This window comes from Rhodanobacter glycinis, assembly GCF_900114325.1.
Taxonomy (GTDB): Bacteria; Pseudomonadota; Gammaproteobacteria; order Xanthomonadales; family Rhodanobacteraceae; genus Rhodanobacter_A; species Rhodanobacter_A glycinis.
This window is the reverse complement of sequence record NZ_FOSR01000007.1, coordinates 52,777-73,220: the sequence shown is the minus strand read 5'-3', so window position 1 is coordinate 73,220 and position 20,444 is coordinate 52,777. Positions and strand designations below refer to the sequence as shown.

Genomic DNA, 20,444 nt, shown 5'->3' with positions numbered 1-20,444 from the left:
CGTCTACGCCGATCACACGCATGAGCAGTCGCTACAACGCCGCCGACATTGAAGTCCTTTCCGGTCTGGACCCGGTCAAACGCCGGCCGGGCATGTACACCGACACCACCCGCCCCAACCACATGGCGCAGGAGGTGGTGGACAACTCGGTGGACGAAGCGCTGGCCGGCCACGCGAAAAACATCGATGTCGTCGTCTACGGCGACGGCTCGGTCGAAGTCAGCGACGACGGCCGCGGCATGCCGGTGGACATCCATCCCGAGGAAGGCGTCCCCGGCGTCGAGCTGATCCTCACCCGGCTGCATGCCGGCGGCAAGTTCAGCGGCAAGAACTACAACTTCTCCGGCGGCCTGCACGGCGTGGGCGTGTCGGTGGTGAATGCGCTGTCGACCCGCGTCGAAGTCACCATCCGTCGCGACGGCAACGAATACCGCATGGCGTTCGAGAACGGCGATCGCGTCAGCGAGCTCGAAATCATCGGCAGCGTGGCGAAGAAGAAGACCGGCACCACCGTGCACTTCTGGCCCGACCCGAAATACTTCGACTCGCCGAAGATCTCGCTGGGCAAGCTCAAGCACCTGCTGCGCGCCAAGGCCGTGCTGTGTGCGGGCCTGCGCGTGAAATTGCTCGACGAGGCCAGCGGCGAAACCAGCGAATGGTTCTACGAGGACGGCCTGCACGACTACCTGCGCGGCGAGCTGGGCCAGGCCGAGACCTTGCCGCAGGAACTGTTCGTGCACCATGTGGCACGCGACACGGAAGGCATGGACGTGGCCCTGACCTGGTTGCCCGAAGGCGAGCTGGTGCAGGAAAGCTACGTCAACCTGATTCCCACCGCGCAGGGTGGCACCCATGTCAACGGCCTGCGCTCGGGCCTGACCAATGCCATCCGCGAATTCTGCGACATCCGCAACCTGCTGCCGCGCGGCGTCAAGCTGGCGCCGGAAGACGTGTGGGAACGGCTGTCGTTCGTGCTCAGCGCCAAGTTGCTCGACCCACAATTCGCCGGCCAGACCAAGGAGCGGCTGTCCTCGCGCCAGGCCGCCGCACTGGTCGAGAACGTGATCCACGACGCCTTCAGCCTGTGGCTGAACCAGAACGTGGACACCGGCGAACGCATCGCCCAGCTCGCCATCGAACACGCCAGCGCACGGCTCAAGGCCGCCAAGCAGGTGGTGCGCAAGAAGATCACCCAGGGCCCGGCGCTGCCCGGCAAGCTGGCCGACTGCACCGCCACCGACCTCAGCCGTACCGAGCTGTTCCTGGTCGAAGGCGACTCGGCCGGCGGCAGCGCCAAGCAGGCGCGCGACAAGGAATTCCAGGCGATCCTGCCATTGCGCGGCAAGATCCTCAACACCTGGGAAGTGGAATCCACGTCGGTGCTGGCTTCCGAGGAAGTGCACAACCTCGCCGTGGCGATCGGCTGCGACCCCGGCAAGGACGACCTCACCGGCCTGCGCTACGGCAAGGTGATCATCCTCGCCGACGCCGATTCCGACGGCCTGCACATCGCCACCCTGCTTTCCGCGCTGTTCCTCAAGCACTTCCCGCACCTGGTCAGCGAAGGCCACGTGTTCGTGGCAATGCCGCCGCTGTTCCGCGTGGACGTGGGCAAGCAGGTGTTCTACTGCCTCGACGAAGGCGAGAAGCAGGCCATGCTCGATCGCATCGAGCGCGAGAAGATGAAGGGCGCCGTCAGCACCACCCGCTTCAAGGGCCTGGGCGAGATGAATCCCCCGCAGCTGCGCGAATCCACCATCCACCCCGATACGCGACGACTGGTGCAGTTGACCGTGGGCGATGACGATGGCACCGCGAAACTGATGGACATGCTGCTGGCGAAAAAGCGCGCCAGCGACCGCAAGGCGTGGCTTGAGGAAAAGGGCGACCTGGCCACGCTGGAAGTGTGAATGCCGCCGGCGGCGATTGAACCTTCGCCGCAACGCCATTGCATCCGCCGGCCCATGGGCCACGTATCTCCCTGTGCTTCCAGTCCGGAAGTCATTCCCTCAGGGAGATACCCCATGAAACTGCTCAATCGCCATGTCCGCGTGTTGTCCACCGCCCTCGCCTTTGCCCTGATCGGGCTGCCGCTCGCGGCCAGCGCGACGCCAAACAACATGGACAAGACCGTGATGGTGGGTGGCGCCGCGATGTATCCGTCGCGCAACATCATCCAGAACGCGTTGAACTCGAAGGATCACACCACCCTCGTCGCCGCGGTGAAAGCTGCCGGTCTGGTCGGTACGCTGGAAGGCAAGGGCCCGTTCACCGTGTTCGCGCCCACCAATGAGGCGTTCGCGGCGCTGCCCGCCGGTACCGTGCAAACCCTGCTGAAGCCCGCGAACAAGGCCACGCTGGTGAAGATCCTCACCTACCACGTAGTGCCCGGTCGCTACACCGCGCAGGACCTGGCCGCGAAAGCCGCTGCCCACGGCGGCAAGGCCGAGCTGAAGACGGTCGAGGGCGAAAACCTCACCGTGAGCAAGGACGGCAGTGGCTGGGACGTCACCGACGCCAAGGGCAACACCGCCCACATCACCATTGCCAACGTGATGCAATCCAACGGCGTGATCTTCGTGATCGACAAGGTGTTGATGCCGTAAGCGGAAAGTCGCGGGCATTCGTCCAGAGGCGGCAAGACCCAAGGCACGCAAACCGCCCCGCCCGCCGGGGCGGTTTGCGTGGGGCAGCAGCGGCGCTAAGGTAGGCGGATCTTCCATGGATCGCCGGACATGGCCCTCACGCCTCCGTTCAACCTGCAGCGCTGGATCGACGAACACCGCCACCTGCTCAAGCCGCCGGTGGGCAACAAGTGCATCGTCGATGGCGATTTCATCGTGATGATCGTCGGTGGCCCGAATGCGCGCACCGATTACCACTGGGACGAAGGCCCGGAATTCTTCTACCAGATCGAGGGCGAAATGGTGCTGAAGGTGCAGGACGATGGCGTGGCGCGCGACCTGCCGATTCGTGCCGGCGAAATGTTCTACCTGCCGCCACGCGTGCCGCATTCACCGCAGCGCATGCCCGAATCAATCGGCCTGGTGGTCGAGCGTCGCCGCCTGCCGCACGAGAAGGACGGCTTGCTGTGGTTCTGCGAGCGCTGCAACCACAAGCTGTTCGAAGCGTATTTCGTGCTGGAAAGCATCGAGCACGATTTCCCGCCAGTATTCGACCGCTTTTACGGTTCGCGCGAAGCCCGCACTTGCGAAAGCTGCGGGCACCTCAATCCGGCACCGGCGAAATACGCGTAGGCGCAGCGCCAGCCGCGGCCACGGCCGCCCAGGCTATGCGCGCGCCAGCCATTTGCGCGCCATCCGCCGCAACGACTCGTCCGCCTGCTCGTCCTGCGCGATCTCGTCGATCGGCCGCCACGCCAGCTCCAGCGATTCCTCGTTCGCCGCAAACGCTTCGGTCACCGTGGTGGTGACCACATAGCGCACGTCGTAATGCCAATGCTCCGGCTCGTGGGCACGCGCCGGGATGCGATGCCGGTCGATGTCGAAAATGTTGTCCTTCACGCGCAACCCGGCAATGCCGGTCTCCTCCTGCGCCTCGCGCAGCGCCACCCGTGCCAGGTCGGCATCGCCATCGGCATGCCCGCCGGGCTGCAACCAGCGGTCGAGTTTGCGGTGATGCATCAGCATGGCTCGCTGCCCATCCGCGCTCACCAGCCAGGCCGATCCGGTGAAATGTCCCTCGCCATGGCTGCGCCGGAAAACATCCGCATGCGAATGCAGAAATTCGACGAACTGCGCGATGGGCTCGCCCTCCCCCTGCCATTGGTCATGGTAGTGCCGCAGGGCAGCGTCCAGCGATTGGCTTGGCATCGTCATGTGCGCTCTTTTTGTGTTGCAAAACAGCGCCCAGCATACCTCCTTGAGACACCGGCCAACGCTTGTATGGCGGGGCCGCGCTGGGCTATGGTGGCTCGCTGATGCGTCGCAGACGCAGGGACAACGCACCGCAGCGGATACAGCCGCGGGCGTCATCGTTTGTCATGAGGGGAGCCTGATGTTCAAGAACCTGTTCGCCACCCACCCGATCGACGCCATGCCGGAGGTGGAAGCTGGCGAAGTCGTCCTTGGCGATGCCCATGGCGTGCACGGCGATCCCACGCTGAAACGCGCACTGACCGCGAAGCACCTGGTCATGCTGGGCGTCGGCGCCGTGATCGGCGCGGGCATCTTCGTGCTGACCGGCACCGCCGCCGCGCAGTTCGCCGGCCCGGCGCTGGTGATCAGTTTCATGATGGCGGGTTTCACCTGCGCGCTGGCCGGCCTGTGCTATGCCGAGTTCGCCGCCATGCTGCCGGTCTCGGGCAGCGCCTACTCCTATTCGTATGCCACGCTGGGCGAGGTGGTGGCCTGGTTCGTCGGCTGGAACCTGGTGCTGGAATACCTGTTCGCGGCCTCGACCGTGGCGGTGGGCTGGTCAGGTTATTTCAACGAGTTGCTGCGCATGCTCAGCGACTGGACCGGCCTCACCCTCACGCTGCCGCCATCGCTGGCCTCGGCGCCGTTCACCTTCAACGCGGCCGGCCACCTGGTGGCTACCGGCACCCTGATCAACCTGCCGGCGCTGCTGATCGTCGCAGCGATCAGCTGGCTGTGCTACCGCGGCATCACCCAGTCGGCCACGGTCAACGCGATCATCGTGGCAATCAAGGTCATCGTGATCCTGCTGTTCCTGGTGGTGACCTTCCACTTCCTCAATCCGTCGCTGTGGCACCCGTTCATTCCCGCCAACGAGGGTGGCGCCACGTATGGCTGGAGCGGCGTGATCCGCGCAGCCACCCTGGTGTTCTTCGCCTACATCGGATTCGACGCGGTATCGACGGCGGCCGGCGAAGCCAAGAATCCGCAACGCGACATGCCGATCGGCATCCTCGGCTCGCTGGTGATCTGCACGGTGCTGTACATCGCCATGTCTGCCGCCTTGACCGGCCTGGCGCCGTTCCGTGATCTGAATACGCCCGAGCCGGTGGCTACCGCACTGAACTATGTGCTGGGCACAGTGGCGGCCGGCAGCATGGCCAGCCATATCCTGGGCGTACTGAAGATCCTGGTGGTGTTCGCTGCGCTGGCGGGCCTGAGCTCGGTGGTGCTGGTGATGCTGATGGGCCAGCCGCGCATCTTCTACGCGATGTCCGGCGACGGCCTGCTGCCGAAGGTGCTGGGCAAGGTGCATCCCAAGCACCGCACGCCCTACATCGGCACCATCATCGTGGGCGTGATCGCCGCCGTGCTGGCCAGCCTGTTCCCGGTCGACGTGCTTGGCGACTTGGTCTCGATGGGCACCTTGCTGGCATTCACCACCGTCTGCATCGGCGTGCTGGTACTGCGCTATACCCGCCCCGAATTGCCGCGCTCGTTCCGCGTGCCGTGGCCGTGGGTGGTCTGCCCGCTGGGTGCGGCCGCGTGCCTGTTCCTGTTCTGGCAGGTGTTCACGCAGCGCTGGTGGCTGATCCTTGGCTGGACCGCCATCGGTTTCCTGATCTACGGCTTCTACGGCTACCGCAACAGCAAGCTGCGTCGTTCCGCCGCCTGACCCGATCCAACGAGCCGATGCCCTTGTGCATCGGCTCGTTCGTTTTTGCACCCGGCCGCTATCGCCCCTACGGAAGAAACCGATACCGATGCTCAAGCAGCTTCTTGCCCGCAAGACCGACTTCACCAACGACGATGACCTGCACGGCAACGGCCTGCGCCGTACGCTGGGCCCTTGGGGCGTCACTGCCCTGGGCATTGGCGCGGTCATCGGCACCGGCATCTTCGTGGTCACCGGCCAGGCCGCTGCCGAGCACGCCGGTCCGGCAGTGCTCATCTCGTTCCTGCTGGCTGCAATCTGCAGCGGTTTCACCGCGCTGTGCTATGCCGAATTCGCCACCCTGATCCCGATCTCGGGCAGCTCGTATTCCTACGCCTACGCCACCCTGGGCGAACTGCTGGCCTGGTTCATCGGCTGGAACATGGTGCTGGAATACGGCATCTCGGCTTCGGCCGTGGCCGCCAGTTGGACCGGTTACTTCACCAGCCTGCTCGACCATTTCGGCATGCATCTGCCGTCGACGCTGAGTTCCGCGCCACTGGCATTCACCAACGGCCACCTGGTCACCACCGGCGCGCTGATCAACCTGCCGGCCGTGGCCATCGTGCTGGCGCTGACCTGGCTGTGCTACGTCGGCATCAAGGAGTCGGCCGGCATCAACCTGATGATGGTCGCGCTCAAGGTGGGCCTGATCATCATCGTGGTGGTGGCCGGCTATCGCTATATCGACACCGCCAACTGGCACCCGTTCATCCCTGCGCAACAGGGGCCGGACAAATACGGCTGGTCAGGCATCTTCCGCGGCGCGGCGATGGTGTTCTTCGCCTACATCGGCTTCGAGGCCACGTCCACGGCCGCACAGGAGTGCAAGAATCCGCAGCGCGACCTGCCCTTCGGCATGCTGGTGTCGCTGGCCATCTGCACCATTCTGTACCTGGCCATGGCCGCCGTGCTCACCGGCCTGATTCCCTACTCGATGCTGGATACCGTCGAGCCCGTCGTCACCGCCGTCAGGGCGCATCCGCAACTCGACTGGCTGCGCCTGGTGGTGGAAGTGGGCGCGCTGATCGGCCTGTCGTCGGTGATTCTGGTGATGATCATCGCGCAGCCGCGCATCTTCATGATCATGTCGCGCGACGGCCTGCTGCCGAAGGTGTTGGGTCGCATCCATCCGCGTCATCGCACGCCGCACATCAACACGGTGATCACTGGCCTGTGCATCGCCGTGCTGGCGGCCATCTTCCCGCTCGACCTGCTCGCCAACCTCACCTCGATGGGAACGCTGATCGCCTTCGTCGCCGTGTGCGCCGGCGTGCTGATCCTGCGCTACACCTCGCCCGAATTGCCGCGCACTTTCCGCGTGCCATGGGCCTGGGTGATCTGCCCGGCTGGCGTGCTCAGCTGCCTGGCCTTGCTGCTGACTTTCGAGTGGTTCAACTGGGCGTTGATGCTCGGCTGGACCGCGGTCGGGCTGCTTATCTACTTTGGTTACGGCTACCGTCACAGCCACCTTCGGCGGCAAAAAAACGCCTCTCAGGCAATTGTCGTCGAAAAGCCGTGATCGTCTTTTAAAACACCACAAAATTCACGAAAAACGCTTAAATAGCGCGAAACTCAATTCGTAAGAGCATTCTTCCCGGAAGTGAGAAGAGTTCTTTATACCATTGATTTAAATGTAAAAATTTTGCATAGGCCATGAAACGGTGCTCATGGTTCGCCCACGCCGATCAACCGGAGTATGATCCTCAGTCCGTGGGTTGATCACTTGGCAGTGGGCCCCGGATCGCCGCCCGGCGCGTCAGGCGAGTCAGCTCCTCAGTCTGATGCGTCGGGCAGCATTTTTCGAAGCCCTCCGCTTCCAGCCTCCTCCGTCTCCATTCGATCCGTGTCGGCATGCCCTCTCTGCCGGCCGGCAAGTCATGCCCCATGCGCAGCATGCGCCTCGCGCATCCGTTGCCCGTGCTGCCGGCCACGCTGCAGCCATGAAAAAGGCCGGCGCAAAGGCCGGCCTTTCAAGCGAATCATGGCGAATGAAAAGGCGGTCAGGCCTTTTTCGGCGAGTGAGACACGCACCAGCCCTTCGCGCTGACCGACTTGCCCGGGAACAACTGGCACGGGCCATAACCCGTGGGACCGCCGGAATAGAACTGGCAGTTCGAGCAATCGTCACCCGCCTTGTGCTTGGGATTCTTGGTCGTGGTGTTGTCCTCTACGTAACCCAGCGCCTTGGCGGTGGGATCGGCATCGGTGACATGCGGCAGATCGGCTGCGCGAGCCATCCGCGGCAACCCGCCGGCGACAACCGCCACCGCTGCGGTGCCGGCGGCAATCTTGAGGAAACGGCGACGCGACTCGTTGCTTTCTTCGTTCGACATTGGGAACCTCCGTCGTGGACACAACTTGCACTGCGCAAAGGCAGTGAAACCGTCGTTATGCTACGCCTACCACCGCGGGTGCGGCGAGAATGGATCGCATTTCCACCCAAGAAGCCCTGCGGGCATGATGTATAGTTCCACTCATTTGGACGTCCATTTGCATGAGCCAGGCCTTGCCAGAAACCATCCCGACCACGCTGTTCGCCGAACGCGCCGATGCCGTGGCCGCTGCCGCGCGTGAACTGTCGGCGCTCGGCTGGACACCGGCCACCAGCAGCAACTTCTCGATGCGCGTGGATGCCGACCACGCGGCCATCACCATCTCCGGTCGCGACAAGGGCCGGCTGGGTCGCGACGACATCATGCTGGTGGACATGCAGGGCAAGGCCGTGGGCACCGACGCACGCCCCAGTGCCGAGACCGAGCTGCACACGCAGGTTTATCGCCGCTGGCCGCAAATGAACGCCGTGCTGCATACCCACTCGCGCACGCAGAGCGTGGCCTCGCGATTGTTCGCCAAGGCCGGCATGGTGCGACTGCAAGGCTGGGAGCTGCAAAAAGCCATCACCGGCTACACCACGCACGAAAGCGTGCTGCAAATCCCGGTCTTCCCCAACACCCAGCACATGCCGGAACTGGTGGCCCGAGTGGACGCATGGCTGGATGCCGGCAAACCGCTGCACGCCTACCTGATCGACGGCCACGGCATCTACACCTGGGGCCGCGACATGGCCGAAACCCGCCGCCACCTCGAAGCCCTGGAATTCCTGCTTGGCTGCGAACTTGATTTGAGGAGACTGTCCGCATGAGCCGCTTGCGCATCTTCGACGAAACCCGGCCCCAGACACCACTGGCCGAATACGCCAGCCATCCCGACATCACCCGCGAGCTGGGCCGCGTCGGCGTGCGTTTCGAGCAATGGGCTGCCAACCAGCCCGTCGCCCCCGGCGCCAGCCAGGACGAAGTGATCGCCGCCTACCACGGCGACATTGATCGCCTGATGCGTGAGGAAGGCTACCAGTCGGTCGACGTGATCAGCCTGAAGCCCGACCACCCGGAGCGCGCCACGCTGCGGCGCAAGTTCCTCAGCGAGCACACCCACAGCGAGGACGAGGTGCGCTTCTTCGTGGCCGGCGCGGGCCAGTTCACCCTGCATATCGACGGCAAGGTCTACGACGTGCTGTGCGAAGCCGGCGACCTGATCGGCGTGCCCGATGGCACCCGCCACTGGTTCGACATGAGCGAATCGCCGTACTTCGTGGCCATCCGCCTGTTCACCAACAAGGATGGCTGGGTGGCGAACTTCACCGGCGAGGATATCGCCGACCGGTTCCCGCGCATGACGCCACATCCGGCGGCCGCTTCCGCCAGCTGATCGCGGAACCCTGACACGCACATGCGCCGCCCGGCCTTCGCCGGAGCGGCGCTTTGTTGTTACGCTGCATGCACCCTGCACACCGATATCCGGCGGTAACCACCATGTCCGAAATCCGCGCCATCGTCACCGACATCGAAGGCACTACCAGCTCGATCAGCTTCGTCAGGGACGTGCTGTTTCCCTACGCCCGCAAGCGACTGCCGGCCTTCATCGAAACCCATGGCGATCGCTCCGAAGTACAGCATTGGCTGCACGAGGCTGCGAAAGAAGCCGGTTACGTCGAGGCCACCCGGCAGGAAGTGGTGGAACTGCTGCTGCGCTGGATCGACGAGGATCGCAAGTCGACCGCGCTGAAAGCGCTGCAGGGGATGATCTGGCAGGAAGGTTACGAGGCGGGCGACTATCAGGCCCACATGTATCCCGAAGTCGCTGCGCGGCTTCGCGCATGGCGCGCGGACGGGTTGCGCCTGTATGTCTATTCCTCCGGCTCGGTGCCCGCACAGAAACTGTTCTTCGGTTACAGCGAGGCAGGCGACCTGACCCCGCTGTTTGCCGGCTACTTCGACACCGAAACCGGCCCCAAACGCGAACGCGCCTCTTACGAACGCATCGCCGACGCCATCGGCGAACAACCGGAACACCTGCTGTTCCTGTCCGACATCGTCGAAGAGCTGGACGCAGCCCGCGCCGCCGGTTTCCGCACGGCATGGCTGGTGCGTCCGCCCCATCCGTTGCCGGCCCAGTCACAACACCCCGCCTTCGCCGACTTCGACGCCATCGCACCCTGACAAGCATGCGCAACCGCCCGTTGCTCGTACTGATACTCGGCTGCCTGATAGGTGGGGGCATCGTACTGGGCACCGAATATCTGCTGTACGCCATCCATCGTCACGCCGGCCCCGTGACAAGTTCAACGATGGATGCCCACATGTTCGTCGAGCCTCCCGCCGGTCTAGTGGCAGCGGCTACGGGTCCGGCCAGCTCAACCGCCTGGCCGGACAGCGCCCCCACACCGGAACAGGTGATATACGCCCAACCAGCCATGGTGCAGGCCGCAGTGGGCCGTCTCGGCCCGCATGTCGCCGGCAAACCCAACCTCTACCTGATCGCCTTTGCCGGCGATGGCAGCGAAGACGTGTTCCGCAACGAAGCCGAGTACGCTGCCAGACTGTTCACCCATCGCTTCGGCCCTACCGCTCACGCACTGGTGCTGGAGAACAATCCTGCGACGCTGCAGACGGCACCGCTGGCCGACTGGAGCAATCTGGAAATCGCGCTGGATGGGCTTGCCCGGGTGATGAAACCCGACGACATCCTGATGCTCTATTTCACCAGCCACGGTAGCGAGGACCACCAGCTGCTGGTGGACATGGACCCGTTGCCGCTGGACGCGATCGGCGCCACCGACCTGCCCGGCATCCTCGCCGAGCATCCGTTCAAATGGAAAGTGATCGTGGTGAACGCCTGCTATTCCGGCGGTTTCATTCCACCGCTGCGTGGAAGCGACACGCTGGTGATGACGGCCGCGCGCAGCGACCGCAGCTCATTCGGCTGCGGCACCGAATCGGACATCACCTACTTCGGCCACGCCTGGCTGGTCGACGCGCTGAACCACACCGACAACTTCGTCGATGCGTTCCACCAGGCCAGCCACGAGATTGCCGATTGGGAAAAGCACGACAAGCTCACCCCATCGAAACCGCAGATATCCATCGGTAGCGGCATCGCCGCGCAACTGGCACGCTGGCGCAAAGGAATCACGCCGGGGCCGACCGTTCCATTCCGACCGGCACCGCCCGCTCCGGCGACAACCAGCGCAGCGCCCTGATGCCACAAACTCACGACGGGATGTCGTTGAGCGTCTTCTCCACGCTAGCCAGCCGCGCCTCAATGCTTTCCAGCTTTGCCAACACCTGCCTGTTGGCGGCAACGGTGTCGTTGCTTGTATCGCCCCGGGCCGCCTCGGCCACCCTCGCCTTGCCCTTGTAGATTTCCCTGACCACGCCGTGCGCGCCCCAGGCTAGGATGGCGACAATCGGAATGAGAAAAACCGCGTAGCTGCTGAACATGACCCTCTCCCTTGTTTATTCGGACGCCACAGCCGCGACAATCGTCTTCTGATCGATCGTCAGACTGAATGGATGAATCGTGAAGCACTTCAACGCCTTGCCATCGTCGGACAATTCCAGGTGCCCGGTGACGAAACCGGCCTCTTCCAGCTTGGTCAAGTGCATGTACAACAACGGTCGCGACATGCCCAGCCGCCGCGCCAGTTCACTGACATGCATGGGTTCCCCCACCAGCATCGCCAGAATGCGCATCCGCTGAGGACTGGCGATCGCCGCCAACCGACTACTGAGTTCCTGCGCGCTGGGCGATATTTCTTTCAAAATATTTCTTCACATGTCATAAAAACATTACACGTGGAACGATAGTGCATTGATGCCCAAACCCTGTCAAGAGACAGGGGCTCGGGCTGAACATGGCTGAAGCGATGAAAGCTTGCCGCCGGGCTGGCCCGGATCACGGCGTGAATCAACCGCCGGCTGCTCGTCTCTTTCGGACTTCTTTCAGATAGCCGCAAAGACCGGCGCGGGACATGCTCATGCGCTCGACCACGACGGCAGCGGCATTGCGCACGCTCAACAGCCCATCAGCCTCGGCTTCGGAGTTTCCCATCATTTTTCACTAAGATGCCGCGAGCGCCGTGACCCATCGGCGTTTGAATTCCAAATACGCATATAGCGGTCTTGTGGCGCACAAGGGGGAACATCGTGATCAGGACGTTGCGTCTGGGCTTGACGGGTCTCTTCCTTTTGCTCACGAGCCCGGCTTGGGCGGGCACCTGCCACTTGATGTCCTACGGCACATTGCCGGTGGCCATGGTCGGTGAAAGTGCCACAACCATCGTGAAAGTCGATGGAAAAGACACGCGCTTCACCCTCGATACCGGCGCGTTCTTCAATACGATGTCGCGCGCCAAGGCACTGTCGCTGGGACTATGGCTGCGGCCTGCCCCCTTTGGTTTTCGTTTGGGAGGCGTGGGCGGCTCTACCTCCGTTGATCTTGCGCAGGTGAAGAATTTCGGCATCCTCGGCACGACGATCAAACGTGTCGAGTTCATCGTCGGTGGCACAGATACCGGCCGCGGATTGCTCGGCGCCAATCTGCTCGACCTTGCCGACCTGGAAATCGATCTGGCAAACGGAAAAATGACTCTATTTCGGCCCCAGGGCTGCAAAAAAAGCGCATTGGCGTATTGGACAAAAGGCGGCAACTACGACGTAGTCGACACCGAACCAGCCGAGAACAACAATGATCGGCGCACCTTTCTCAAGGTGACCATAGATGGCAAACAGGTGCGGGCGGTGCTTGATTCGGGCGCCTACGCCACCTTGCTCAGCCTTGACGCCGCCAAGCGGATCGGTATCCATCTTGACGGATCGAACGCCAAGGTGGGCAGACTCGGCTTCGGCATTGGCTCCAAGCCGGTCAAGACCTGGACGGTGCCGATTGATTCGTTTTCAGTCGGTACGGAAACCATCCATCACAGCCAGATGGAGGTCATTGACGGCCGCATCGGCGACGACACCGACATGCTGCTCGGCGTGGACTTTCTGCTCGCCCATCATGTGTACATCGCCAACAGCCAGCGAAAAATGTACTTCACCTACAACGGCGGACGCGTATTCACTTTCGCCAAAGCCACTGATGGAAACCATCCAGCCACTGCTGCCAATCTCGGCGAAGCCGCGCTCACCACCGCCAGCGGCTATGCGTTACGGGGAGAGGCGCACCTGTCGCGTGGCGAACTCGACGCTGCCGTGGCCGATTTGAGCAAGGCCATCCAGATGGCTCCGGCTGAAGCCCCCTACTACGCAGCTCGGGCGCGGGCTTACGCAACCGGGAAGCAGATTGATGCGGCCCGCGCCGACCTGGACAAGTCGTTGAGCCTTGACCCGAAAGACATCGATGCCTTGCTTTTGCGCGCCGAATTTCGCCTCAAACAGCATGACCTAACCGGTGCGACAGCCGACGTGACGGCAGCGAGCGCGCTGGCAACGGCCGGTTCACCGCAGGCCCGGCAGATCGCCTCCCTGGATATAGCACTGGGTCAACCGGCCGCTGCACTGCCGCTGCTCGACCAGTGGATCCAGATGCACGACGACGACGCCAGGCTCGGCATGGCACTCAACGCACGCTGCTGGGCGCGCAGCCTGAGCAACCAGATGCTCGACAAAGCCCTGCGCGATTGCCGCAAGGCGATCCGGCGCGACGGTAAAAAGCCCGCGTATCTCGACAGCCTAGGCTTGGTGCAGCTGCGGCTGGGCCATTACGCAAAATCGATCGAGGCCTACGACCAGGCCGTCACGCTGATGCCAAAGTCGGCTTGGTCCTGGTACGGCCTCGGTCTGGCGGAACTCCGCAGCAGCCAAGCCGCCACGGGCAAAGCCTACTTGTCGGCGGCACGCTCGCTGGAACCGGGAATCGATGCGCGTGCTGCGAAGTTTGGCTTGCACCCGTAGGGCACGGATCGCCCTGAGCCTGCTCAATGCCATTACCGGCCGCGGTGCTCTCCGGTCTTTTAATCCCTGGGAGCGTGGGCGGTAGAAACTTTCGAGGCGAAAAAGTGGCTGCGTGAGGACAGATTTTCGACGATTCGCCGGCCCATAGTGGTTCTATGGGCCAAGAAGCGACGGACATATGGACCACGCAGCCACTTCTGCAGCCCGGAAGATTTCTGCCGCCCACGCTCCTACCTGGCGCGATGCCGATTTGCCAGCACCTTCGCCACATCTTCCAGCGACAGCCCGCGCGCCCGCAATGCCACGGTGAGATGAAATACCAGGTCCGCTGCCTCACCCAGCAATTCCTCATCGCCCTGCGCCACTGCCGCCAGCGCGGTTTCGACGCCTTCCTCGCCCACTTTCTGCGCGATGCGGCGAATGCCGCCTTCGAACAGCTGGGTGGTATAGCTGCCTTCGGGCCGCTTGGCGTGGCGTTGTTCGACCAGCGCATCGAGTTCGGCGAGAAAGCCCAGTGGCGGGCGCACTTCGGCGCTGTCGCCAAAGCAGCTGGAGGTACCGATGTGGCAAGTCGGGCCGTGCGGATCAGCCAGGATCAGCAAGGTGTCGGCGTCGCAGTCGATGCGGATACTCTTCAGTGCAAGGACGTGGCCTGAACTTTCGCCCTTGGTCCACAGGCGCTGCTTGCTGCGGCTGTAGAAGGTGACATGGCCGCTGGACTGCGTCTCGGCCAATGCTTCAGCGTTCATGTAGCCGAGCATCAGCACTTCGCCGCTGCGCCAGTGCTGCACGATGGCAGGAAGCAGGCCGTCGCCCTTGGCCCAGTCGAGGCGGGAAAGATCGTTGGGATTGCTGACGGTCATGAGGACACCTGTTGCCGACGAATACTGAAGCTGGCGGGAAAATCCATGGCCTCGTCATTCCAGCGAAAGCTGGAACCCAGCGCCTTTACTCCTGCAACAAGGCTTGAGAGACACCGGATCCCAGCTCTCGCTGGGATGACGAGCAAAATCAGGCCTTTCCTAGGAAACACGCATGCTCACGCCTTGCTCATGCAGGTAACGCTTGAGCGCAGGAATGGCGATGCTGCCTGAGTGAAACACGCTGGCGGCCAGTGCGCCATCCACGTCAGCCTCGACGAAGGCATCGCGGAAATGCTCCGGCTCACCGGCACCGCCGGAGGCGATCAGCGGCACGTGGCAGATCGCGCGAGCCACCGAGAGTTGTTCCAGATCATAGCCGCGGCGCACGCCGTCGCTGCCCATGCAGTTGAGCACGATTTCTCCAGCGCCGCGCTGCTGTGCCTCGATCATCCAGTCCAGCGTGCGGCGCGGCAGCGCCTGCGTTTTGGACGGATCGCCGGTGTACTGGCGTACGCGCCATTCGCCATCGGCATCGCGCAGCGAGTCGATGCCGACCACCACGCACTGCACGCCAAAGGCAGCAGCCAACGCATCGATCAACTCCGGTCGTTCCAATGCCGGCGAGTTCACCGAGATCTTGTCGGCTCCGGCATGCAGCACGGCGCGCGCCTCGTCGACCGAGCGGATGCCACCGGCGACACAGAACGGGATGTCGATCACGCGGGCGACTTTCTCCACCCACGTGCGGTCCACGCTGCGGCCTTCGGGACTGGCGGTGATGTCGTAGAACACCAGTTCGTCGGCGCCTTCATCGCGATAGCGCAGCGCCAGCTCGACGATCTCGCCCATCACCACGTGGTCGCGAAAACGCACGCCCTTGACCACCTGGCCATCGCGCACATCGAGGCAGGGAATGATGCGGCGGCTCAGCATGCGAGAGCTTCCTCTACCGTGAAACGCCCTTCCAGCAGGGCGCGTCCGAGGATCACACCCTTCGCGCCAGCCTCGCGTGCCGCGCGGATGTCGTCCAGCGAGCGCACGCCGCCGGATGCCTGCACGGCCAGTTGCGGCACGCTGTCGGCCAGGTGGCGATAGAGGTCGAGATTGAAGCCCGCGAGCATGCCGTCGCGATCGATGTCAGTGCACAGCAGATGCCGCGCGCCGCGCTCGGCGTACCACGGCGCCAACTCGTCCAGGGTGCGCGCCTCGACCTCGGTCCAACCGGCACTGGGCAAGGCCCAGCGACCGTCGATGCGACGCGTATCCAGTGCCAGCGTGAGGCGTTCCGCGCCGTAGGCGTCGAGCCATGCGGCCACGCGTTCGGGATCACGGATGGCCACGCTACCCAGCACCACGCGCTGCACGCCGGCGTCGAACAGCCGTTGCAGGTCGGCTTCCTCGCGCACGCCGCCGCCCGCCTGGATCGCCATGCCGTCAGCAGCGATGGACTGGATCACCGCGAGATTGTCGAGATTGCCGGAACGCGCGCCGTCCAGATCGACCAGATGCAACCAGCGTGCGCCGGCGGCCGCGTAGCGCTGGGCCAGTTCGCGCGGATCGGCCGCATAAGTCGTCTGCTGCGCATAGTCGCCCTGCTTCAGACGCACCACCTGGCCGCCGCGCAAGTCGATGGCGGGAATCACTGCAAAAGTCATGAGTCGAGGAAATTCTTCAGGAGCTTCGCGCCAACGGCGGCGGAACGCTCGGGGTGGAATTGCATGCCGTGGAAGTTGTCGCGCGCGATCACCGCGGAGAACGGTTGGCCATAATCGCTGCTGGCCAGCGTCCAGTCGCCTGTCGGTACGGCATAGCTGTGCACGAAATAGGCCTGGTCATCCTCACCCAGACCCGCCAGCAACGGATGTTCGCGCCGGGCAACCACCCGGTTCCAGCCCATGTGCGGCACGCGCACACCGGGCGCCTCGACGAAACGACGCACCGGCGCGGGAATCAATCCCAGGCATTCGGTATCGCCCTCTTCCGAATGCGCGCACAGCAACTGCATGCCAAGGCAGACACCAAGCACCGGCTGCGTCAGCGAGCGCAACAGCTCGATCAAACCGAGTTCGCGCAGCCGCGCCATGCCCGGACCGGCCGCACCCACGCCAGGCAGGATCACCTTGTCCGCGGTGCGAATCGTTGCCGCATCGGAGGTCAGCGCCGCATCCACGCCGAGCCGCTGCAGGGCATAGCGCACCGAACCGATATTGGTGCCACCGGCATCGACCAGAACCACGCTCATTACAGCGATCCCTTGGTGCTGGGCAGTTCGCTGCCTTCGCGGCGGAGCGCCTGACGCAAGGTCCGCGCCACCACCTTGAAGCAGGCTTCAACCATGTGGTGCGCGTTGTCGCCGCGTACGCTCAGGTGCAGATTGGCACCCAGGGTTTCGCACAGCGAGCGGAAGAAATGCGGCACCAGTTCGGTCGGCACCTCGCCCACGCGCTCACGCGGGAAGCTGCCCTCGAACACGAAGTACGGTCGGCCGGACAGATCCAACCGCGCATCCGCCGCACTCTCGTCCATCGGCAGTGAGAAGCCATAGCGGCCGATGCCGCGCTTGTCGCCCAGCGCCTGCTTCAACGCCTGGCCGAGTGCCAGCGCGCAATCCTCGATAGTGTGGTGTTCGTCGATGTGGGTATCGCCATCGCAGTTCAGCTTCAACGCGAAACCGCCGTGCTTGCCGATCTGCTCCAGCATGTGGTCGAAGAAACCCAGACCCGTGTGCACCTGCGGCTCGGCGACCCGATCCAGGTCCACCTCCACCGTGATGCGGGTTTCCCTGGTGTTGCGCGTCACCGTCGCCGTGCGCGGCGCGTCCAGCAGCTGATGCGCGATCGCACCCCAATCGTGACCTTGCGGACCCACGCGAAAACCGCGCACGCCGAGGTTGGCTGCGAATTGCAGATCACTTTCCCGATCGCCCACCATCGCCGACGCCGCGCGACTCCAGCTGTCGTCGGCGAGAAAATGCCGTGCCATGCCAATACCGGGTTTGCGCGTGTCCTTGCCTTCATGCGGCAGGCTGCGATCGATCAGCACTTCGCGAAAGCCGATGCCCTGCGAGGACAGGATGCGCATCAGCAGCTGGTGTGGACCGGTGAAATCCGCCTCGGGAAAACTGTCCGTACCCAGGCCATCCTGGTTGGTGACCATCACCAGTTCGTAACCCGCCGCCACGAAGCGCTGCAACGCGGCAATCACGCCAGGCAGCAGCGCCAGCTTGTCATAGCTGTCGATCTGCTGATCAGCCGGCTCCTCGATCAGGCAACCGTCGCGGTCGACAAAGAGCAGCTTCCGACTCATGCACACTTGCCCGGGATGGCGCCGTCGGCCGTGCGACGGCCACGCAGCAATGGGCGCTTCAGCGCACCGATCACCCGCGCATTTTCCTCGGGTGTGCCGAGCGTGATGCGCAACGCATCGCCCAGGCGCGGATGACGACGCACATCGCGCACCACGATGCCTGCCGCTTCCAGCCGCCGACCGGCATCGTCGGCATCCTCGAAGCGCACGGTAAGGAAGTTCGCCTGCGAAGGGAGCACTTCGCGCACACCCGGCAAGCGCGAGAGCTGTTCACCGATCAACTTGCGCTGCTTGCGCACGATGGCCAGACGTTGACGCACATTGGCCTGGCCCCAACCGGACAGCGCAATCAGCGCCGCATCCACGCAGGGCTGCGGCAATGGGTACGGAGGCATGATCCGGCGCAGCAAGGCGACCACTTCGGCACTCGCCAGCAGGCTGCCAATGCGCGCGCCGGCCAGCGCCCAGGCCTTGGACAGGGTGCGCAGCACGGCCAGGTTGTCGTACTGGTCGATCAGGTCGGCCACGCTGCCTTCGTCGGCGAACTCCACATAGGCTTCGTCCACCACCACCAGTGCACGACCGGACAAGGTCTGCGCCAGGCGCTCGATGTCGGCGCGCGACACATCCTGGCCCGCCGGGTTGTTCGGCCGGCAGACGAATACCAGTTTCACCGCCGGAGTGACGGCTGCCAGCACCGCGTCCACGTCCAGCGCAAAATCGTCGCCCAGCGGCACCTCGACCACGCCCGCGTTCTGGATCCGCGCGCAGACCGCGTACATGCCGAAGGTGGGCGGCTGGATCAGGATCGCATCCTCGCCGGCACGGCAGAACGCACGCACCAGCAAATCGATGGCTTCGTCACTGCCGCGCCCCACCAGCAATTGCTCGCGGCGGACGCCGTACAGCAGCGCCAGTGCGTCGAGCAATGCAACCGGCTGCGGGTCCGGATAACGGTTGCAGCCCTGCCCGGTGTCGCCCACCGGCGCCCAGGCCGATTCGTTGGCGTTGAGCATGAGCTGGCCACCGGCCGATTCCATCCGGGCCGAGGAATAAGCTTGCATGACGCGGATTTCCGGTCGCGCCAGGTCGAGCACGTTCATGCCACATTCTCCGTTGAGGGGGGGACCAACACATCGTCGCCCAGCGCTGCAAGACGCAAGGTCACCGCACGGCGGTGCGCTTCAAGCTGCTCCGCTGCGGCCAGGATTGCCGTGCACGGGCCAATGGCACGCAGGCCTTCGGCACTGAGTTGCTGCACGGTGATCTGTTTCTGGAAACTGGCCACCGACACGCCGCTGTAGCTGCGCGCGTAGCCATAGGTGGGCAGCACATGGTTGCTGCCACTGCAGTAGTCGCCCACCGATTCGGGCGTCCACGCGCCGAGGAAAACCGAGCCGGCGCTGTCGATGCCATTGAGCAACGCACGCGGATCAGCCACCTGCAGGATCAGATGCTCAGGCGCGTACCGGTTGCTCACCTGCACCGCTTGGTCCAGTGATGCGACCCGGATCAGCCGGCTGCGCGACAACGCCTGCACGGCAATCTCGGCCCGCGGCAACTCGGCGCACTGGCGCTGCACCTCGCGCTCGACGCTGTCGAGCAAGGCATCCGAATCGCTGAGCAGGATCACCTGCGAATCCGGGCCGTGCTCGGCCTGCGACAACAAGTCGGCCGCAACGAACACCGGGTTGGCCTGTGCGTCGGCGATCACCAGTACCTCGGACGGCCCGGCCGGCATGTCGATGGCGGCACCTTCCGGATCGGACGACACCTGCAACTTCGCCTCGGTCACCCAGGCATTGCCCGGACCGAACAGCTTGTCGCACCCGGGCACGCTGGCGGTACCATAAGCCATCGCCGCAATCGCCTGTGCGCCGCCAAGCTTGAACACTTTGTGCACGCCAGTCACCCGCGCGGCATAAAGCACGGCAGCATCGCACTGACCATCGGCCCGTGCCGGCGAGCACAGCACCACTTCGCGGCAACCGGCGATACGTGCGGGCACGCCCAGCATCAATGCGGTGGACGGCAACGGCGCGGTGCCGGCTGGCACATACAGGCCAACCCGCGTGATCGGGCGCAACATGCGTTCCACGCGCACACCCGGCGCGGTATCCACGCCGGCGGGTTGCGGTGCCGTAGCACGATGAAAGGTTTCGATACGTGCAGCCGCCTCGTGGATGGCTGCCTTCAATGCCGGAGCCAGCGTGGCTTCGGCCGCATCGAATTCCGCCGCACCTACCTCGATGGCATCGAGTGTGCAGTGATCGTAGGTCGCGCTGAGCTCGCGCAGCGCGGCGTCACCGCCCTTGCGCACGGCCTCGATGATGCGTTCCACGCCGACACGCAATTCATCGTTGCGTGACTGCGCGGGACGCGCCAACGCCTCGCGACGTGCCGCCTCGTCCAACTGCGCCCATGCCAGGCGCTGCACGGTGAT

21 protein-coding genes are annotated in these 20,444 nt (G+C 64.1%); 10 read left to right on the top strand and 11 right to left on the bottom strand.

Features of this window, described 5'->3' with window-relative positions; genetic code table 11:
- Nucleotides 1-20 precede the first annotated feature (20 nt).
- From parE to BMY90_RS09230, 3 genes are all read left to right on the top strand, one after another.
- Complete coding sequence (parE, locus tag BMY90_RS09240) at nt 21-1,910, top strand: DNA topoisomerase IV subunit B (protein WP_008208253.1); 1,890 nt, start codon at nt 21-23, stop codon at nt 1,908-1,910.
- Between the two features lie 114 nt (nt 1,911-2,024).
- Nucleotides 2,025-2,606 carry a fasciclin domain-containing protein gene (locus BMY90_RS09235; protein ID WP_092703444.1) on the top strand — a complete coding sequence of 194 codons (582 nt, stop codon included), beginning with the start codon at nt 2,025-2,027 and terminating at the stop codon, nt 2,604-2,606.
- Nucleotides 2,607-2,735: 129 nt separating this feature from the next.
- Nucleotides 2,736-3,257: a 3-hydroxyanthranilate 3,4-dioxygenase gene (locus BMY90_RS09230; protein WP_092703442.1), complete on the top strand. Its 522-nt coding sequence runs from the start codon at nt 2,736-2,738 to the stop codon at nt 3,255-3,257.
- A 33-nt stretch (nt 3,258-3,290) separates the two neighbouring features.
- Here BMY90_RS09230 and BMY90_RS09225 read toward each other — a convergent pair whose 3' ends face one another.
- Nucleotides 3,291-3,833, bottom strand: a complete 543-nt coding sequence (locus BMY90_RS09225; RefSeq protein WP_175481550.1) for an NUDIX hydrolase — start codon at nt 3,831-3,833, stop codon at nt 3,291-3,293.
- A gap of 184 nt (nt 3,834-4,017) precedes the next feature.
- Between BMY90_RS09225 and BMY90_RS09220 the strand changes: the two genes are divergently transcribed.
- Together BMY90_RS09220 and BMY90_RS09215 are read left to right on the top strand one after the other, a co-directional pair.
- Nucleotides 4,018-5,553 (top strand): amino acid permease, encoded by a 1,536-nt coding sequence (locus BMY90_RS09220; RefSeq protein ID WP_008208245.1) that lies wholly within the window; start codon nt 4,018-4,020, stop codon nt 5,551-5,553.
- An 88-nt stretch (nt 5,554-5,641) separates the two neighbouring features.
- The gene (locus tag BMY90_RS09215) at nt 5,642-7,114 is read left to right on the top strand and encodes an amino acid permease (protein WP_008208243.1); all 1,473 of its coding nucleotides are present in this window, start codon (nt 5,642-5,644) and stop codon (nt 7,112-7,114) included.
- 481 nt (nt 7,115-7,595) lie between these two features.
- Here the strand turns inward: BMY90_RS09215 and BMY90_RS09210 are convergent, their stop codons facing one another.
- On the bottom strand, nt 7,596-7,928 hold the full coding sequence (locus BMY90_RS09210; protein WP_008208242.1) for a high-potential iron-sulfur protein: 333 nt from the start codon (nt 7,926-7,928) through the stop codon (nt 7,596-7,598).
- Between the two features lie 161 nt (nt 7,929-8,089).
- On the opposite strand from BMY90_RS09210, the gene BMY90_RS09205 reads away from it, so the two are divergent.
- The 4 genes from BMY90_RS09205 to BMY90_RS09190 all read left to right on the top strand — a co-directional run bounded on the left by BMY90_RS09205 (nt 8,090) and on the right by BMY90_RS09190 (nt 11,134).
- Entirely contained in the window at nt 8,090-8,737 is a 648-nt protein-coding gene (locus BMY90_RS09205) for a methylthioribulose 1-phosphate dehydratase (protein WP_008208240.1), read from the top strand.
- Nucleotides 8,734-9,303: a 1,2-dihydroxy-3-keto-5-methylthiopentene dioxygenase gene (locus BMY90_RS09200; RefSeq protein WP_092703438.1), complete on the top strand. Its 570-nt coding sequence runs from the start codon at nt 8,734-8,736 to the stop codon at nt 9,301-9,303. Before BMY90_RS09205 ends, BMY90_RS09200 begins: the two co-directional genes overlap by 4 nt.
- 104 nt (nt 9,304-9,407) lie before the next feature.
- Nucleotides 9,408-10,094 carry an acireductone synthase gene (mtnC, locus tag BMY90_RS09195; protein WP_092703436.1) on the top strand — a complete coding sequence of 229 codons (687 nt, stop codon included), beginning with the start codon at nt 9,408-9,410 and terminating at the stop codon, nt 10,092-10,094.
- 140 nt (nt 10,095-10,234) lie between these two features.
- The gene (locus BMY90_RS09190; protein ID WP_245734999.1) at nt 10,235-11,134 is read left to right on the top strand and encodes a C13 family peptidase; all 900 of its coding nucleotides are present in this window, start codon (nt 10,235-10,237) and stop codon (nt 11,132-11,134) included.
- 10 nt (nt 11,135-11,144) lie between these two features.
- Here BMY90_RS09190 and BMY90_RS09185 read toward each other — a convergent pair whose 3' ends face one another.
- Nucleotides 11,145-11,375 (bottom strand): hypothetical protein, encoded by a 231-nt coding sequence (locus tag BMY90_RS09185; protein WP_008208234.1) that lies wholly within the window; start codon nt 11,373-11,375, stop codon nt 11,145-11,147.
- Between the two features lie 15 nt (nt 11,376-11,390).
- Nucleotides 11,391-11,654, bottom strand: coding sequence for an ArsR/SmtB family transcription factor (locus BMY90_RS09180; RefSeq protein WP_202799608.1), 264 nt, complete (start codon nt 11,652-11,654; stop codon nt 11,391-11,393).
- Between the two features lie 426 nt (nt 11,655-12,080).
- On the opposite strand from BMY90_RS09180, the gene BMY90_RS09175 reads away from it, so the two are divergent.
- Nucleotides 12,081-13,832: a retropepsin-like aspartic protease gene (locus BMY90_RS09175; RefSeq protein WP_245734998.1), complete on the top strand. Its 1,752-nt coding sequence runs from the start codon at nt 12,081-12,083 to the stop codon at nt 13,830-13,832.
- A gap of 230 nt (nt 13,833-14,062) precedes the next feature.
- Here BMY90_RS09175 and hisIE read toward each other — a convergent pair whose 3' ends face one another.
- The 7 genes from hisIE to hisD all read right to left on the bottom strand — a co-directional run bounded on the left by hisIE (nt 14,063) and on the right by hisD (nt 20,438).
- On the bottom strand, nt 14,063-14,695 hold the full coding sequence (gene hisIE / locus BMY90_RS09170) for a bifunctional phosphoribosyl-AMP cyclohydrolase/phosphoribosyl-ATP diphosphatase HisIE (RefSeq protein ID WP_092703432.1): 633 nt from the start codon (nt 14,693-14,695) through the stop codon (nt 14,063-14,065).
- A 159-nt stretch (nt 14,696-14,854) separates the two neighbouring features.
- Nucleotides 14,855-15,628, bottom strand: coding sequence for an imidazole glycerol phosphate synthase subunit HisF (hisF, locus tag BMY90_RS09165; RefSeq protein ID WP_008212373.1), 774 nt, complete (start codon nt 15,626-15,628; stop codon nt 14,855-14,857).
- Entirely contained in the window at nt 15,622-16,350 is a 729-nt protein-coding gene (gene hisA / locus BMY90_RS09160; protein ID WP_092703430.1) for a 1-(5-phosphoribosyl)-5-[(5-phosphoribosylamino)methylideneamino]imidazole-4-carboxamide isomerase, read from the bottom strand. Before hisA ends, hisF begins: the two co-directional genes overlap by 7 nt.
- Nucleotides 16,347-16,937 (bottom strand): imidazole glycerol phosphate synthase subunit HisH, encoded by a 591-nt coding sequence (gene hisH / locus BMY90_RS09155; protein WP_092703428.1) that lies wholly within the window; start codon nt 16,935-16,937, stop codon nt 16,347-16,349. The genes hisA and hisH overlap by 4 nt, the downstream gene beginning before the upstream one ends.
- Nucleotides 16,937-18,001, bottom strand: a complete 1,065-nt coding sequence (hisB, locus tag BMY90_RS09150) for a bifunctional histidinol-phosphatase/imidazoleglycerol-phosphate dehydratase HisB (protein WP_008212368.1) — start codon at nt 17,999-18,001, stop codon at nt 16,937-16,939. The genes hisH and hisB overlap by 1 nt, the downstream gene beginning before the upstream one ends.
- On the bottom strand, nt 17,998-19,104 hold the full coding sequence (gene hisC / locus BMY90_RS09145) for a histidinol-phosphate transaminase (RefSeq protein WP_092703426.1): 1,107 nt from the start codon (nt 19,102-19,104) through the stop codon (nt 17,998-18,000). The genes hisB and hisC overlap by 4 nt, the downstream gene beginning before the upstream one ends.
- On the bottom strand, nt 19,101-20,438 hold the full coding sequence (hisD, locus tag BMY90_RS09140; RefSeq protein WP_092703622.1) for a histidinol dehydrogenase: 1,338 nt from the start codon (nt 20,436-20,438) through the stop codon (nt 19,101-19,103). The genes hisC and hisD overlap by 4 nt, the downstream gene beginning before the upstream one ends.
- Nucleotides 20,439-20,444: the final 6 nt, after the last annotated feature.

What these genes read in the sequence shown, in the direction of transcription:
- parE (WP_008208253.1), top strand. Translation starts at nt 21, where the DNA reads ATGAGCAGTCGCTACAACGCCGCCGACATTGAAGTCCTTTCCGGTCTG.
- BMY90_RS09235 (WP_092703444.1), top strand. Translation starts at nt 2,025, where the DNA reads ATGAAACTGCTCAATCGCCATGTCCGCGTGTTGTCCACCGCCCTCGCC.
- BMY90_RS09230 (WP_092703442.1), top strand. Translation starts at nt 2,736, where the DNA reads ATGGCCCTCACGCCTCCGTTCAACCTGCAGCGCTGGATCGACGAACAC.
- BMY90_RS09225 (WP_175481550.1), bottom strand. Translation starts at nt 3,833, where the DNA reads ATGCCAAGCCAATCGCTGGACGCTGCCCTGCGGCACTACCATGACCAA.
- BMY90_RS09220 (WP_008208245.1), top strand. Translation starts at nt 4,018, where the DNA reads ATGTTCAAGAACCTGTTCGCCACCCACCCGATCGACGCCATGCCGGAG.
- BMY90_RS09215 (WP_008208243.1), top strand. Translation starts at nt 5,642, where the DNA reads ATGCTCAAGCAGCTTCTTGCCCGCAAGACCGACTTCACCAACGACGAT.
- BMY90_RS09210 (WP_008208242.1), bottom strand. Translation starts at nt 7,928, where the DNA reads ATGTCGAACGAAGAAAGCAACGAGTCGCGTCGCCGTTTCCTCAAGATT.
- BMY90_RS09205 (WP_008208240.1), top strand. Translation starts at nt 8,090, where the DNA reads ATGAGCCAGGCCTTGCCAGAAACCATCCCGACCACGCTGTTCGCCGAA.
- BMY90_RS09200 (WP_092703438.1), top strand. Translation starts at nt 8,734, where the DNA reads ATGAGCCGCTTGCGCATCTTCGACGAAACCCGGCCCCAGACACCACTG.
- mtnC (WP_092703436.1), top strand. Translation starts at nt 9,408, where the DNA reads ATGTCCGAAATCCGCGCCATCGTCACCGACATCGAAGGCACTACCAGC.
- BMY90_RS09190 (WP_245734999.1), top strand. Translation starts at nt 10,235, where the DNA reads ATGTTCGTCGAGCCTCCCGCCGGTCTAGTGGCAGCGGCTACGGGTCCG.
- BMY90_RS09185 (WP_008208234.1), bottom strand. Translation starts at nt 11,375, where the DNA reads ATGTTCAGCAGCTACGCGGTTTTTCTCATTCCGATTGTCGCCATCCTA.
- hisIE (WP_092703432.1), bottom strand. Translation starts at nt 14,695, where the DNA reads ATGACCGTCAGCAATCCCAACGATCTTTCCCGCCTCGACTGGGCCAAG.
- hisF (WP_008212373.1), bottom strand. Translation starts at nt 15,628, where the DNA reads ATGCTGAGCCGCCGCATCATTCCCTGCCTCGATGTGCGCGATGGCCAG.
- hisA (WP_092703430.1), bottom strand. Translation starts at nt 16,350, where the DNA reads ATGACTTTTGCAGTGATTCCCGCCATCGACTTGCGCGGCGGCCAGGTG.
- hisH (WP_092703428.1), bottom strand. Translation starts at nt 16,937, where the DNA reads ATGAGCGTGGTTCTGGTCGATGCCGGTGGCACCAATATCGGTTCGGTG.
- hisB (WP_008212368.1), bottom strand. Translation starts at nt 18,001, where the DNA reads ATGAGTCGGAAGCTGCTCTTTGTCGACCGCGACGGTTGCCTGATCGAG.
- hisC (WP_092703426.1), bottom strand. Translation starts at nt 19,104, where the DNA reads ATGAACGTGCTCGACCTGGCGCGACCGGAAATCCGCGTCATGCAAGCT.